Genomic DNA, 14,788 nt, shown 5'->3' with positions numbered 1-14,788 from the left:
TCGAAGTCAGCTGTACGCCACGAAGCGCTTCTGCACGTGCTTCGGTGACTCGATCTCGTCGACGATGGCCACGGCCAGGTCGGCGACGGTGATGCTGGCCGGCTTGCCATCGGCCATCGGCACCTCGTCGCCGCCGATGCGGTAGGCGCCGCTGCGCTCACCGGGTTGCAGGAACACCGCCGGCGACAGGAAGGTCCAGTCCAGCTGCTGGCGGCCGCGGATGCGGTTCAATGCCTCGCGCGCGGCCAGCGCACCCTGCTTCCACTCGGCCGGAAACTCCGGCGTGTCCACCAGCTGCACGCCCGGCGCCACGTACAGGCTGCCGGCGCCGCCCACCACCAGCACCCGCTTGACACCCGAGGCCTGCACGCCGTCCAGGATGGCGTCGGTGCCCTTGAGGAACAGGTCGTGGATCTGCGCTTCGCCCCAGCCCGGGTTGTAGGCGTTGATCACCGCGTCATGCCCAGCCACGGCACGGGCCACCTGTTGGGCGTCCTGCGCATCGGCCTGCACCACGGTCACACCGTCACGGGCGGCGTACTTGCCGGTATTGCGGGCCAGCGCGGTCACGGCATGACCACGGCGCAGCAGTTCCTCCAGCACGGCGCTGCCAACGAAGCCGGTGCCGCCAATCAATGCGATCTTCATGGTGAGGGGTTCCAACGGGTTGCGATGGACGGCATCTTCCGCTTGGGCGCGGCCCCGCGCCAGTCGCTGGCGGCTTCGTTCACTGTGAAGCCTGGCTTCACACTGGCCGCACCAGCAGCACGTCGTTTTCCACCATGTCCAGCAGCCGCTCTGCCACGCTGCCCAGCAGCATGGCCGCCAGGCCGTTGCGGCCCGCGGTGCCCAGCACCACCAGCTCATAGGGGTGGCGCCAGCCATGGGCCTGCAGCAGCAGGCCGGGGTCGCCCGAGGCCAGCCACAACTGCAGGCGGCGGCGCACCGCCTCGGGCAGCGTGCTGGCAGCGATGAAGTCCACCGCGGTACGGGTGGCCTGCTCGCCGCCGGCATCGCGTGCCAGCGCCAGGTCGACACCCGCGCGCGCCGGGTAAGCCGCGCCATAGGCGTGGAACACCGTGATCGGCGCCTCGGGCCAGCTGGCGGCGGCCACCTCCAGCGCCCGGCGTGCGGGCGCCGACCAGTCGCTGGCCACCACCAGCCGGGGGTAGGGCCGGCGGCCGCGCTGGCGCACCACCAGCACCGGCACCGGCGAGCGCCGCACCAGCAGGTCCACCGTCGAGCCCAGCACCAGCCGGCCCAGGCCATGGGCGCGCGCACTGCCGGTGACGATCAGATCGCACCCGCGTTCGGCAGCCACCCGCAACAAGGCCGGGCCCACGGCGCCGTGGGCCACTTCCAGATCGAACGGCACCGCGGCATCACCCAGCTCGGCCTGCAGGCGGCGCCGCGCCTGGTCTTGCAGCTGCAGCGCCTCTTCGGCGCTCAAGGCCAGCGGACCCTGGGCCTGCAGCTCGCCCAGCTGGGCTTTTTCCAGCACCGTCACCACCACCAGCCGGGCGCCCCATTCCCGCGCCAACAGCACCGCGCGGTCGATCGCGCGGTCGCAGCGGCTGCTGAGGTCGGTGGCCACCAGCAGGCTGCGGGGGCGGGCAAGGGTGGGGTTCATCAAGACAACATCGCGGTGGGCGCCACCCCGGGCCGGGCAGCCGGCCCATTCTGCGGGCAGCCAGGCCGTCGGTGGATTGACGCCCGTCAAGGCGGGCGCTGGCGCTCGGCGACAATGCCGGCCCTTTCGACCCTTGCCCTGCCCGACGCCATGACCGACGAACCCATCCACCGCCGACCGATCCGCAGCTTCGTGCTGCGCGCCGGGCGCATGGGCACCGGCCAGCAGCGGGCCCTGGCCGAGCTGGGCCCCAAGTTCCTGCTGCCCTACCAGGCCGCGCCGCTGGACTACGCCGCCGCCTTCGGCCGCCGTGCGCCGGTGGTGCTGGAGATCGGCTTCGGCATGGGCGGGGCCACCGCGCAGATCGCCGCCGCGCGGCCCGATACCGACTTCATCGGCGTGGAAGTGCATGAGCCCGGCGTGGGCGCGCTGCTCAAGCGCATCGGCGAAGAAGGCCTGACCAACCTGCGGCTGGTGCAGCACGACGCGGTGGAGGTGCTGCGCGACATGATCCCGCCCGCCTCACTGGCCGGCGTGCACATCTTCTTCCCGGACCCCTGGCACAAGAAGAAGCACCACAAGCGCCGGCTGCTGCAGCCGGCCTTCGTGGCCAACCTGATCCGCCACATCGCGCCGGGCGGCTACCTGCACTGCGCCACCGACTGGCAGGACTACGCGGTGCAGATGCTGGAGGTGCTGGGCGCCGAGCCCGGCCTGCGCAACACCGCCGAAGGCTACGCCCCGCGGCCCGACTACCGGCCGCTGACCAAGTTCGAGCAGCGCGGCCTGAATCTGGGCCATGGCGTGTGGGACCTGGTGTTCACGCGCCTGTGACTCACGCTTGCTGGCGGTAGGGCTCCTCGAAGTCGATGAAGTCCTTTTCGGCCAGCGCATCAGCCACCCAGGCGGCCACGCCGGGTGAGGCCCACAGGCGGTCGACGTAGGCCTGCAGTTCGGGCGGCAGCGCGATGCCGTAGGTGATCAGGCGGCCGGCCAGCGGCGCGTAGAACGCGTCGGCGGCGCTGAATTCGCCGAACAGGAAGGGGCCGCCGGAGGTCTGGAGTGCATCGGTCCACAAGCCGACGACGCGGTCGAGGTTGCGCTGCACGGCCGGCTGCTCGGCCAGCACGCGCGCACCCACCTCGGGCAGCCGCGCCTCGATGTTCTGCGGCAGGTGCTGGCGCAGCGCGCCAAAGCCGGCGTGCATCTCGGCCACCACGCTGCGGGCCCTCGCCCGGGCCTGGCGCTCACGCGGCCAGATGGCGTGCTCGGGGTGGCGCTCGGCCAGGTATTCGACGATGGCCAGCGTGTCCCACACCGCGAAGCCGTCGTCCACCAGCACCGGCACCAGGCCCACGGGCGAGATGCGGGCCAGCTCGGTGTGGAACGGCGACTGCGGGTCGCGGCTGAAGCGCAGCTTGCGCTCGGTGAACGCGATGCCGAAGTGCTTCAGCAGCACCCACGGCCGCATGGACCAGGACGAGTAGTTCTTGTTGCCGATGACGAGTTCGAGCATGGGGTTCTCCATTGACCGGCCATGCTAGCGGCGGCTCACCGGCCGCCGCGCTCGTTCAGGCATGAAATCCGCGCATCGGATTGATGCGCGAGCACGGTTTCAGGCCGCCCACTCCACCCAGCCCGTGTAGGCGGTCAACAGCACGATCGCGCCGAACACGATGCGGTACCAGGCGAAGATGGTGAAGTCGTGGCTGGACACGTAGCGGATCAGCCAGCGGATGCAGATCAGCGCGCTGACGAACGCGAAGATCAGGCCGACGGCGAACATCGGCGCATCGGCCATGCTCAGCGCCGCGCGCTCCTTCCACACCGAGTAGGCGCCGGCGCCCATCAGCGTCGGAATGCCCAGGTAGAAGCTGAACTCGGCCGCGGCCTTGCGCGAGAAGCCCAGCAGCAGGCCACCGATGATGGTAGAGCCCGAGCGGCTGGTGCCCGGCACCAGCGCCAGGCACTGGATGAAGCCGACCTTCAGCGCGTCCATCGCGGTCATGTCGTCCACCGTCTGCACGCGGGCGTGGCGCTCACCGCCCTGGTCCTGGCTGCCGTAGCGGCGGCGGTGCCGCGCTTCCACCCACAGGATGATCAGGCCGCCGATGATGAAGGCCATGGCCACCGGCACCGGGTGGAACAGCTTTTCCTTGATGACCTTGCCGAGGGACAGACCCAGCACCACGGCCGGGATGAAGGCGATCAGCACGTTGCGCGCGAAGCGCTGGGCCACCGGGTCGTGCGTGAGGCCGGACACGGTGCGCGCCAGCCGCTCGCGGTACTCCCACACCACGGCGAACATCGCGCCGGTCTGGATGGCGATCTCGAACACCTTGGCGCTGGCGCCGGTGAAGTTGAGCAGCGACCCCGCCAGGATCAGGTGGCCGGTCGAGGAGATCGGAAGGAATTCGGTGAAACCTTCCACCAGGCCCATCACTGCAGCCTTCACCAGCAACATCACATCCACTTAGCAGCCTCCCGCCCCACGGGCGTTCACGGTCAAAAAAAGAGCCGGCGATCATAGCGGCGGGGTCATGACGGTCCTGCGAGCCGTCCGCCGCCGACAGCGGCGGGACAGCCACGCCGCCAGACCCGTGGCGGATGCCGGGTGGTCAGCGGGGGGTGCCTTCGTCCAGAGTCAGCTCGATGCCGGCGGCGGTGATGCGCACCTGCACGTCGCGCACGCCGGCCCGGCGCAGCCGGTCGGCCTGGCTGCTGGAAGCGCGCCACACCGGCTGGTCCTCAAGCAATTGTTCGGCCACCACCGCGGCGGCCTGGCGCACCGGCGCGGGCCAGGCGCCGCCGGCATCGGCCAGCTCGAAGCGGGCCACGCGCACCTGGTACAGGCGCAGCGACATGTCCGAAGGCTCGAAGCGCAGCGCGCTGTCGGCGTCCACCGTGCCGGTGGCGCTCTTGCGCGTCAGCCGCTCGCTGGCGTCCACGGTCAGCCGCGCGGCCACCCGGCCCTGCTCGGGCAACAGTTTCAGCGCCGGCGCGCCGATGTCCAGGTCCAGCAGCGACATCACCCGGCGCCGCTGCGGGAACTGGCCGGCGAGCCTTTCCTGCAGCTGCGCTTCGGTGATCACCACCGTGCGCGGCAGGGCGGCACAGCCGGCCAGCAGGCCGGCACCCGTGGCCGCTGCGGCCATCAACAGGACTCTTCTTTGCATGCGCCCAGCTTACCCAAGCCCGCCGGTTGACCCTGCCACCACCCAGGGCTACATTAATGACTGACCAGTCAGTAACAAAGAACCACCCGATGCCCACCGGTTCAGCCGAACCTGCCCGAGCCGTCCGCCAGCGCCGCAAGGAAGCGCGGCCGCACGAGCTGCTGGCCGCCGCGCTGGAGGTGTTCGTCGAAAAGGGCTTCGCCACCAGCCGCTCCGAAGAAGTGGCCGCGCGCGCCGGCGTGTCCAAGGGCACGCTGTACCTCTACTACCCCAGCAAGGAAGAGCTGCTGAAGGCGGTGATCCGCCACTATCTGGGCGAAGAGGTGCGCGCCGGCGCGCTGGAAGTGGCCCGCCACGAAGACGCCGAGCCGGCCGTGCTGTTCGGCGTGCTGGCCGACTGGTGGCAGCGGGTGTACGACAGCCCCGCCAGCGGCGTGTTCAAGCTGATCATGACCGAGGCGCGCAACTTCCCCGATATCTCGGCCTTCTACCTCAGCGAGGTGATCGAGCCCGGCTCACGCCTGATCGGCCAGATGCTGGAACGTGGCGTGCAGCGCGGCCGGCTGCGGCCGATGAACATCGAAAGCGTCACCCACTCGGTCATCCTGCCGATGGTGATGCTGTGCCTGCACAAGCATGCGGTGGGCGCCTGCATGCAGTTGCCGGAGCGCAGCTTCGAGCCCGCGCAGTTCATCCGCGACCACATTGCGCTGGTGCTGCGCGGTGTGAGCGTGGACGACAGCTTGCCGAAATAAACTCAGGGGCTTCGCCCGCCTCATTTCGCCTAACGCCATGAACATCGAACAAGCCCGCTTCAACATGATCGAGCAGCAGATCCGCCCCTGGGACGTGCTCGACCAGGACGTGCTGACCCTGCTGACCCAGGTCAAGCGCGAGGCGTTCGTGCCCGAGGCGCACCGCGCACTGGCCTTCGTCGACACCCAGGTGCCGCTGCCCGGCGGCCAGAGCATGCTGGAGCCCAAGATCGAGGCCCGCCTGCTGCAGGAGCTGGAAGTCACCCGCGACGACCGCGTGCTCGAAGTCGGTGCCGGCTCCGGCTACATGGCCGCGCTGCTGGCCGCCCGCGCCCAGCGCGTCACCACGCTGGAAACCGATGCCACGCTGGCGGCCCTGGCCCGCGAGAACCTGCGCCGTGCCGGTGTCGTCAACGCCAAGGTCGTGGAAGCCGATGGCAGCAAGGGCCTGCCCGGTGAAGCACCGTTCGACGTCATCGTGCTGTCGGGCTCGGTGGCCGAGCTGCCGCAGGCCCTGCTCGACCAGCTGAAAGAAGGCGGCCGGCTGGTCGCCATCGTCGGCCAGCAGCCGGTGATGCAGGCGGTGCTGGTCACCCGCACCGGCGCCAGCGCCTTCCAGCGCCAGGTGCTGTTCGACACCGTCGCGCCGCGCCTGAACGGTTTCGGCGAACCCACCCGCTTCGCGTTCTGACCGCGGCCCGCAGGCACGGCAGCCACCGTTCATGCCGCGCCTGCCCCCGTTCATGGCCCGCACCACGCAGGTGGTCGCATCGCGGGTGCCTGGCAGCCCTTCGTCGTCGATAACGCCACCTTCTGTGAAGTGAGGAGCCCCATGCCCTACCCCTGCCCGCGGCTGCGACCCGGCCGGCTGATGCTGGCCACCTTGCTGGCCCTCGGCGCTTCGGCCGCGGCGCGCGCGGAATCGTTGATCGAGCTGTACAACGCCGCCCGCCCCTACGACGCCACCTACCTGGCCGCCCGCGCGCTGGCCGACAGCAACCAGTTCCGCGCCGCCCAGGCCGACGCGCTGCGGCTGCCCAGCATCGGCGTGGGTGCCAGCCACACCAATGCCCGCACCGACTGGCGCACCCGCGACCTGGAGCTGAAGTCGCGCACCACGGTGGTGGGGCTGAGCGGCCGCCAGACGCTGTTCAACCGCGCCGACAGCGCCACCATCGCCCAGGCGCAGGTGCTGCTGGACGCCAGCGCCGCCGAGCTGGAAACCGCCGAACAAGACCTGGTGGTGCGGGTGGCCCAGGCCTACTTCGACGTGCTGGCCGCACAGGACACGCTGGGCACCGCCCAGGCCAACAAGAAGGCCATCAACGAGCAGCTGGCCTCGGCCAAGCGCAACTTCGAGGTGGGCACCGCCACCATCACCGACACCCGCGAGGCCCAGGCCCGCTACGACCTGGCCACCGCCCAGGAACTGGCCGCCGAGAACGACCTGCGCACCCGCCGCGTGGTGCTCGACCAGTTGGTGGGCCGCGCCAACGTGCAGCCCAACCCGCTGAAGCAGCCGGTGATGCTGCCCGACCTGGCCCCCACCGACGCCGAGGCCTGGGTGACCAGCGCCTGGGACACCCACCCCGGCGTGCGGCGCGCGCTGGCCGGCCTGGAAACCGCCCGGCTCGAGACCGAGAAGGCCCGCGCCGGCCACCTGCCCACCGTGGAACTGACGGCCCAGCTGGGCGGCCAGCGCCAGCGCGGCAATGCCGCCGACCTGCCCGGCAACAGCGTGCCGGCCAGCGTGGGCGTGGAGATGAACCTGCCGCTGTTCGCCGGCTTCGCCATCCAGAACCGGGTCAAGGAAACCCTGGCCCTGGAAGAGCGCGCCCGCAACGACCTCGACGCCGCCCGCCGCAGCGTGGCCACCGCCACCCGCACGGCCTTCTTCCAGGTGCAGTCGGGCCTGGCGCAGGCGCGTGCGCTGGAAGCGGCCGAAGCCTCCAGCAAGCTGGCGCTGGAAGCCACGCAGCTGGGCTACCGGGTGGGCGTGCGCGTCAACCTCGACGTGCTGAATGCGCAGACGCAGCTGTTCACCACCCAGCGCGACCTGGCCTTTGCCCGCTACAACGTGCTGCTGGGCACGCTGCGGCTGAAGCAGGCCGCCGGCCAGTTGCGCGCCGATGACCTGCTGGCCATCAACACGCTGTTGATGCCCTGAGTCTGCGGGAAGCAAGGCGTCCGTTTAGCATGGCCCTTCGCCAAAGCGAAGGAAGCCCATGCGACAGATGCCATTCATCGTCAATGGCCGGCCGGTGTCGGTCGATGCCGCCGACCACACCCTGCTGGTTGACCTGCTGCGCGGCCCGCTGGGCCTGACCGGCACCCACATCGGCTGCGACACCAGCCAGTGCGGCGCCTGCACCGTGCTGCTGGACGGCGCGGCGGTGAAAAGCTGCACCGTGCTGGCCGCGCAGGCCGAAGGCCGGGCCATCACCACCATCGAAGGCCTGGCGGCCGAAGGCGCGCCCCTGCACCCTGTGCAGGAGGCCTTCGTGGTATGCCACGGCCTGCAGTGCGGCTTCTGCACCCCCGGCATGGTGATGACCACCGTCGACCTGCTGTCCCGTGAGCCGCAGCCCAGCGCCGAATGCATCGCCCATGCGCTGGAAGGCAACCTGTGCCGCTGCACCGGCTACGTGAACATCGTCGAATCGGTGCAGACCGCCGCCCGCGCAATGGCCGAAGGGGGCGCACGATGAGCGCCGCCGCCGTGGAAACCGGCCGCTACGGCAGCGGCCACATCGTGCGCCGCATCGAAGACCCGGCGCTGGTCACCGGCCGCGGCCGCTTCACCGACGACGTGGCGCCCGCCGGCCAGGTGCACCTGGCTTTCGCCCGCTCCACCTACGCCCATGCCCGCATCCTGTCGATCGACGTGGAAGGCGCACTGGCCCAGCCCGGCGTGCTGGCGGTGTACACCGGCGCCGACCTGGTGGCCGCCGGCGTCAAGCCGCTGCCCGGTGGCGGCTTCAAGCGGCCCGACGGCAGCCCCGGCGCCACCGCGGCGCGGCATGCGCTGGCGCATGAGGTGGTGCGCTTCGTCGGTGAGGCCGTGGCCGCCGTGGTGGCCGACACGCGCGAGGCTGCGCGCAACGCCGCCGCCGCGCTGTGGATCGACTACGAAGAGCTGCCCGCCGTCACCGACCCGGTGCAGGCGGTGAGCCCCGGCGCGCCCGTGCTGTGCGAAGCCGCGCCCGACAACATCGCGGCCGAGATGCGCCATGGCGACGCCGCGGCCACCGCCGCCGCCTTTGCCGCCGCGGCGCATGTGGTGCAGGTGGACATCCGCAACCAGCGCCTGGCCGCCAGCCCGATGGAGCCGCGCTGCACCCAGGCCGAGCTGGACACGGCCACCGGCCGCCTGACCGTGCGCCTGAGCAGCCAGATGCCCACCGGTGTGCGCAACGGCATCGCCGGCCTCATCCCTGGCCGCACGCCCGAGAACGTGCGGGTGAAGGTGGACGACGTGGGCGGCGGCTTCGGCATGAAAACCGGCCTGTACCCCGAAGACGTGGCCGTGGCCCATGCCGCGCTGCAACTGCAGCGGCCGGTGAGCTGGCGCGCCGAGCGGCTGGAAGAGTTTCTGGCTTCCACCCACGGCCGCGACGTGCTCACCCATGCCGAACTGGCGCTCGATGCCAACGGCCGCGCGCTGGCGCTGCGGGTGCGCTCGCTGGCCAACGTGGGCGCCTACGCCACCACGGCCGGCCTGGCCATCCAGTTGTTGATCGGGCCCTGGGTGTCTACCAGCATCTACGACCTGCAGACGATCGACCTGCACTACACCGGCGTGATGACGCACACCGCGCCCACCGGCGCCTACCGCGGCGCCGGCCGGCCCGAGGCCATCTACCTGATGGAACGGCTGATGGACGCGGCTGCGCGCCAACTGGGTATGGACCCGGCCGAGCTGCGCCGCCGCAACATGATCCGGCCCGAGCAGATGCCTTACCGCAACCCGATGGGCCAGACCTACGACAGCGGCCAGTTCGCGCGCATCCTCGACCAGGGCCTGGCCCTGGCCGACTGGCAAGGCTTTGCGGCCCGGCGCGCCGAGAGCCAGGCCCGGGGCCGGCTGCGCGGCCGCGGCATCGCCACCTTCCTGGAATGGACCGGCGGCAATGCGCTGGAAGAGCGCGTGGTGGTGGACGTGACGGCCGATGGATACATCGAGCTGACTTCGGCCACGCAGGCCATGGGCCAGGGCATTGCCACCAGCTATGCGCAGCTGGCGGTGGACGTGTTCGGCGTGCCGATCGACCGCATCCGCGTGCTGCAGGGCGACACCGACCGCGCCAACGGATTTGGCAGCGCGGGTTCGCGGTCCCTCTTCACCGGCGGCTCGGCGGTGCGGGTGGCTTCCGAGCGTACGGTGGACACGGCGCGCCAGCTGGCCGCCGAAGCGCTGGAAGCCCCGGCCGGCGACATCGAGTACCGCGAAGGCCGCCTGAGCGTGGCCGGCACCGACCTGGGCATTGGCCTCTTCGAGCTGGCCGGCCGCCAGCCCACGCAGCGCATCACCGTGGACGTGACCAACGCCGTCAGCGCCCCCAGCTGGCCCAACGGCTGCCACATCTGTGAGGTGGAGATCGATACCGCCACCGGCCAGGTGGCCATCGTGGCCTATGCCTCGGTCAACGACATCGGCCGCGTGGTCAGCCCCGCCATCGTGCGCGGGCAGATCGAAGGCGGCGCGGTGCAGGGCATCGGCCAGGCGCTGCTGGAACAGGTGGTGTACGACCCCGGCAGCGGCCAGCTGCTGACGGCCAGCTTCCTGGACTATGCGATGCCGCATGCCGATGGCTTCGTCGGCTTCAAGACGCAGTTCGACACCTCGGTGCCCTGCCTGACCAACCCGCTGGGCGTCAAAGGTGTGGGCGAGCTGGGCACCATCGGCGCCACGCCGGCCGTGGTCAATGCGGTGATCGATGCGCTGGACGCGGCCGGCCAGGGCGCCGCGGCCGAGCGCATCCAGATGCCGGTGACCGCCGAGCGCGTGTGGCGCGCGCTGGCCGGCGACTACGACCCGGCGCCGCTGGCCGACCTGCCGGCTGCGTAAAAAAGCCTTTCAGCGGGGCGGCGGCTTCAACCGGCACCCGCCCCGCTGCGTTGGTCAGGCATGCAGTACCCCGACGCCGCCCGCCGCGCCGCCATCGCCGCCCACCGCTTCGGCCTGGGTGAAGCCACGCTGGCCAACGTCCGCCCCGATCCGCTGGCCTGGCTGCTGGCGCAAGTCGGGCCCGCCGAGCCCCAGCTCGACCTGCCCGGCAAACCCGCGCTGCCCAGCAGCGCCGAGGCGGTGGCGCTGCAGGCCGAAGTGGTGCGACGGCGGCGCATGGCGCGTGAGGTGGATGCGGCCGCTTCTGCCCCTGCGGCCGCTGTTTCCCAAGGAAACGCCGGGCCGCCCCAAGTTTCCTTGATCCCCTCGGGGGGCGGGCCGGGCCCAGCCCGACCCTTGGGGCCCTCAGATCAGCCGTTGCGTGACGCGCTGCAAGCCGACCAGCGTGCCCGCCTGGCCACCGCCGTGCGTAGCCCGCGGCCCTTTGCCGAGCGGCTGGCGATGTTCTGGAGCAACCACTTCACCGTGTCCACCGGCAAGGCCAGCATGCGCGGCCTGGCCGGCAGCTTCGAGCGCGAGGCCATCCGCCCGCACATTGCCGGCCGCTTCGAGACGATGCTGGTGGCCAGCACCACGCATGCAGCCATGCTGCGCTACCTGGACAACGAAAGCTCCGCCGGCCCCCGCTCCCGCCTGGCCACGCGGCTGGCGCAACGCCAGGCCCGCCAGCCAGAAGACGCCGCCCTGGCCAGCCGCCGCGTGGGCCTGAACGAGAACCTGGCGCGTGAGGTGCTGGAACTGCACACGCTGGGCGCCGTCTCGGCCCGCCAGGGCGTGTACACCCAGGCCGACGTCACCGCCTTCGCCAAGGTGCTCACCGGCTGGCGGGTGGTCACGCCGCCGGCACCGGGCAACCCTGCGCAAGCCGACAGCGCGGCAGCGCCGCAGGGCGCCTTCGTGCCCACCCGCTTCGACCCGGCCTGGCATGAGCCTGGCGCGCAAACACTGCTCGGCCAAGCCTTCGACGACGCCGACGACGGCAGCAGCCTGCTGGCCGTGCTGCAGCACCTGGCGCAGCACCCGGCCACCGCCCGCTTCGTCTGCGGGCAGCTGGCCCGCCACTTCGTGGCCGACGATCCGCCGCCGGCGCTGGTCGACCGCATGGTGCAGGCCTGGCAACGCAGCAGCGGCGACCTGCCCACCGTGTACCAGGCGCTGCTCAACAGCCCGGAGGCCTGGGCGCCCGAGCCGCAAAAGCTCAAGACGCCCGAAGAGCTGGCCATCAGCAGCCTGCGCCTGCTGGGCGGCGCCGATGCGCTGTGGGCCCGCCAGCCTGACGCCGCCATCGGCCAGATGGGCCAGCGGCTGCAGGCAGCGCCTTCGCCCGCCGGCTGGCCCGACCAGGCCGCCGACTGGCTGGGCCCCGAAGCCGTGTGGAAGCGCGTGAAATGGGCCACCCGCCTGGCCGACCGTGCCGCCCGCACCACCGACGCCCGGGCGCTGGCCCCGGCCAGCCTGGGCCCCTGGCTGACCGAGCCCACACGGCTGCAGATCCAGCGCGCCGCAGACGGGCCGCAGGCGCTGGCCCTGCTGCTGCTGTCGCCCGAGTTCCAGCGGCGCTGAGGCGGCTGCTGCAACGCCACCCCGGCCCTGCCGCGCCACGCCCTTGCCGCGCACCGCCCGCCCAGCGCCCCGAACTGGAGTCATCCCCATGACCACCGATCGCCGCAGCCACCGCCAGGCCGCCAGCCCCATCAACGCGCCGCGCCGCCGGCTGCTGGCCGCCGGCCTGGCGGCCGGTGCATGGCCCATGCTCAGCCTGGCCGCCACCACCACCGCGGCCCGCCCCGACGACCCGCGCTTTGTCTTCGTCATCCTGCGCGGCGGCATGGACGGCCTCTCGGCCGTGCCGGCGCCGGGCGACCCGGCCTTTGCCGCCGCCCGCGGCACGCTGGCCGAGGTGCCCGGCTCCCCCGCGCTGCCGCTGCCCGGCCCGCTGGCGCTGCACCCGGCGCTGGCCCAGCTGCACGGCCTGGTGCTGGCCGGTGAAGTGGTGGTGGTGCATGCGGCCGGCCTGCCCTACCGCGAGCGCTCGCACTTCGATGCGCAGCAGGTGCTGGAATCCGGCGGCAGCCGGCCTTATGAACTGACCGACGGCTGGCTGGGCCGCGCGCTGCGCAGCAGCGGCGTGCCCGGCATCGGCGGCCTGGCGCTGGGCGCCAGCGTGCCGCTGGTGCTGCGTGGCAGCGAGGGGGTGGACAGCTGGGCCCCTTCCACCCTGGCCGAACCCCCGCCCGACCTGCTGAACCGCCTGCAGCAGCTCTACGGCGACGACGCCGCCCTGGGCCAGGCCCTGCAGCGCGCCCGCATGCTGCACGGCGAGCCGGCCGCGATGACCGCGGGCGGCGGCATGGCCGGCGGCATGACCGGTGGAACCACACCCCCCCGCGCCACCGTGGCCCTGGCCCAGCGCGCCGGCGAGTTCCTCTCACAGCCCAGCGGCCCGCGGGTGGCAGTGCTGGATATCGGCGGCTGGGACACCCACGCCGCGCAAGCCCGCATCCTGGCCAGCCAATTGAGCCTGCTGGACGACACCCTGGCCGCTCTGCGCCAGTCCCTCGTGGCCGGCGGCGCCTGGCCCCACACCGTGGTGGTGGTGGCCACCGAATTCGGCCGTCAGGTGACCATCAACGGCACCGGCGGCACCGACCACGGCAGCGGCGGCGCCGCCTTCCTACTGGGTGGCGCCGTGCAAGGCCGCCCAGGCGGCCGAGTGCTGGCCGACTGGCCCGGCCTGGCCGAAACCCAACGCTACGAAGGCCGCGACCTGCGCATCACCACCGACCTGCGCAGCGTGCTGCGCCCCCTGCTGGCCGAGCACCTGAAGATCAGCACCGCCGCGCTGGACCGGCAGGTGCTGCCGGGGAGTGGGGGGTTGGCGAGGGTGCAGGGGGAGTTGTTGAGGGGTGGGGGTGGGGTGTGAGAGGCGGTAGGAATACGGCAGGCTGCAGGAGCCCAGGCGCACCGAGCATCTGTTCGCACCGCGCCGGGCGCTGGACGCGTTCAACTTCTGCGGCCCACAGCTTGCGCGCAAATCGCAAAAGTTTGAACTGTGCATACGCCTTTTCCTCGTGAAGCGCAGACGGGTTGAAAAATCCGTTGAGCGTCAGTCACTCACTGAGATTTTCTTGAAGGACGTCAATGCTGCCCTCGCTTGACAACGATGCTTCAGCTTGTCGCTGGAGGCTCGAACAGTGGAAGTAGATGCGCTTGCATTCGAACAACACGTTCTGCCGATGCTTTGTCTCAATCGCGGCAGCTTTGGCATCAGCCGCAGCCAGAGCGTCATCTGAGACATAAAGCCTAGATTCACCTGAAGGCAAGTCGTGCGGGTATTCCGCCAGGAAGGCGTCGATGCATCGATGGTTGAATTCTGTTGGGTCATTCAACATCTTGATGCTGCCAACCAACTGTTGCGATCCCGCGCGCAAGCCTACCTGCAGCGCCACCATCGAACGGGCGACTGCTTTTATTTGCTTTATAGCTCGAAGGTCTTCCGACGATTGCATGCTGATATCTAAAGTTCACCGTGAGCCGACCACTACGGTGTGATGCCGTTGCCCACACCGAAATCAAGGTCAATTAGCGCATCACGTGGCGGACCAGCTTGACCAAGAGTTCAAAGCGCACCTTCACGCTGCGGCAAGTTCCTGGAACCCCGCGAGAAGCGCAGATAGTGCTGTTTGGTCCGTGTGCACAACGAACTCAAGGCGTTGCTCACCGTCGAGGACCAACCCGGACACCGCAACATGCCCCAACTTTCTCAAACTGAAACTCACATGCGGTTCCTCGTACCGATAGCTGAGTTTGCATTCTCCCTCCACGCCCCGGCACATTGCATTCAGCGATGCCACTACGCGATCAAGAGAGCTGCGATCAAACCAGAACGGCAACCGCCCCTAAATGCGCCGGACCGCACTGAAAGCTCAGCTTGGTAGTCCGACGCGTCCAAGCGGCGGCAACCAAGCAGTGCAAACGAGGGGTTTGCAGCGTTAGTGATCGCGACAATATCCATTTGTGCGCTCCAACGTTCAGGGTAAGCGGACCAGCCAGCGAAGCCGGCACAAGTCCGCTGCAATGATGGGTCGGGCGTCATTGC

General features: G+C 70.6%; 14 protein-coding genes. 8 read left to right on the top strand and 6 right to left on the bottom strand.

Annotated features, from left to right (window positions below):
- Nucleotides 1-6: 6 nt before the first annotated feature.
- Complete coding sequence (locus tag MW290_RS18800; RefSeq protein ID WP_250199218.1) at nt 7-648, bottom strand: NAD(P)-dependent oxidoreductase; 642 nt, start codon at nt 646-648, stop codon at nt 7-9.
- Between the two features lie 97 nt (nt 649-745).
- Nucleotides 746-1,630 carry a universal stress protein gene (locus MW290_RS18795; RefSeq protein WP_250199217.1) on the bottom strand — a complete coding sequence of 295 codons (885 nt, stop codon included), beginning with the start codon at nt 1,628-1,630 and terminating at the stop codon, nt 746-748.
- 114 nt (nt 1,631-1,744) lie between these two features.
- Here MW290_RS18795 and trmB point away from each other — a divergent pair, with 114 nt between their 5' ends.
- The gene (gene trmB, locus MW290_RS18790) at nt 1,745-2,464 is read left to right on the top strand and encodes a tRNA (guanosine(46)-N7)-methyltransferase TrmB (protein WP_250199216.1); all 720 of its coding nucleotides are present in this window, start codon (nt 1,745-1,747) and stop codon (nt 2,462-2,464) included.
- Between the two features lies 1 nt (nt 2,465).
- Here trmB and MW290_RS18785 read toward each other — a convergent pair whose 3' ends face one another.
- From MW290_RS18785 to MW290_RS18775, 3 genes are all read right to left on the bottom strand, one after another.
- Nucleotides 2,466-3,146, bottom strand: coding sequence for a glutathione S-transferase family protein (locus MW290_RS18785; protein ID WP_250199215.1), 681 nt, complete (start codon nt 3,144-3,146; stop codon nt 2,466-2,468).
- 99 nt (nt 3,147-3,245) lie between these two features.
- Entirely contained in the window at nt 3,246-4,103 is an 858-nt protein-coding gene (locus MW290_RS18780; protein WP_250199214.1) for an undecaprenyl-diphosphate phosphatase, read from the bottom strand.
- A 145-nt stretch (nt 4,104-4,248) separates the two neighbouring features.
- A complete protein-coding gene (locus tag MW290_RS18775) occupies nt 4,249-4,806 on the bottom strand; it encodes a YceB family lipoprotein (protein WP_250199213.1) in 558 nt (185 codons plus the stop codon).
- Nucleotides 4,807-4,895: 89 nt separating this feature from the next.
- Here MW290_RS18775 and MW290_RS18770 point away from each other — a divergent pair, with 89 nt between their 5' ends.
- From MW290_RS18770 to MW290_RS18740, 7 genes are all read left to right on the top strand, one after another.
- On the top strand, nt 4,896-5,561 hold the full coding sequence (locus MW290_RS18770; RefSeq protein ID WP_250199212.1) for a TetR/AcrR family transcriptional regulator: 666 nt from the start codon (nt 4,896-4,898) through the stop codon (nt 5,559-5,561).
- 37 nt (nt 5,562-5,598) lie between these two features.
- Nucleotides 5,599-6,252: a protein-L-isoaspartate O-methyltransferase family protein gene (locus MW290_RS18765; RefSeq protein WP_250199211.1), complete on the top strand. Its 654-nt coding sequence runs from the start codon at nt 5,599-5,601 to the stop codon at nt 6,250-6,252.
- 141 nt (nt 6,253-6,393) lie between these two features.
- On the top strand, nt 6,394-7,728 hold the full coding sequence (locus MW290_RS18760; protein ID WP_250199210.1) for a TolC family outer membrane protein: 1,335 nt from the start codon (nt 6,394-6,396) through the stop codon (nt 7,726-7,728).
- A gap of 58 nt (nt 7,729-7,786) precedes the next feature.
- Nucleotides 7,787-8,269 carry a (2Fe-2S)-binding protein gene (locus tag MW290_RS18755; RefSeq protein WP_250199209.1) on the top strand — a complete coding sequence of 161 codons (483 nt, stop codon included), beginning with the start codon at nt 7,787-7,789 and terminating at the stop codon, nt 8,267-8,269.
- Entirely contained in the window at nt 8,266-10,629 is a 2,364-nt protein-coding gene (locus tag MW290_RS18750; RefSeq protein ID WP_250199208.1) for a xanthine dehydrogenase family protein molybdopterin-binding subunit, read from the top strand. Before MW290_RS18755 ends, MW290_RS18750 begins: the two co-directional genes overlap by 4 nt.
- A 60-nt stretch (nt 10,630-10,689) precedes the next feature.
- Nucleotides 10,690-12,252, top strand: a complete 1,563-nt coding sequence (locus MW290_RS18745; RefSeq protein WP_250199207.1) for a DUF1800 domain-containing protein — start codon at nt 10,690-10,692, stop codon at nt 12,250-12,252.
- Between the two features lie 88 nt (nt 12,253-12,340).
- Nucleotides 12,341-13,612, top strand: a complete 1,272-nt coding sequence (locus tag MW290_RS18740; protein ID WP_250199206.1) for a DUF1501 domain-containing protein — start codon at nt 12,341-12,343, stop codon at nt 13,610-13,612.
- Nucleotides 13,613-13,799: 187 nt separating this feature from the next.
- Here the strand turns inward: MW290_RS18740 and MW290_RS18735 are convergent, their stop codons facing one another.
- A complete protein-coding gene (locus tag MW290_RS18735) occupies nt 13,800-14,198 on the bottom strand; it encodes a hypothetical protein (RefSeq protein WP_250199205.1) in 399 nt (132 codons plus the stop codon).
- Nucleotides 14,199-14,788 lie beyond the last annotated feature (590 nt).

The sequence above is a fragment of the Aquincola tertiaricarbonis genome (assembly GCF_023573145.1).
In the GTDB taxonomy this organism is placed as follows: Bacteria; Pseudomonadota; Gammaproteobacteria; order Burkholderiales; family Burkholderiaceae_C; genus Aquincola; species Aquincola tertiaricarbonis_B.
This window is presented reverse-complemented; position numbering and strand designations above follow the sequence as displayed.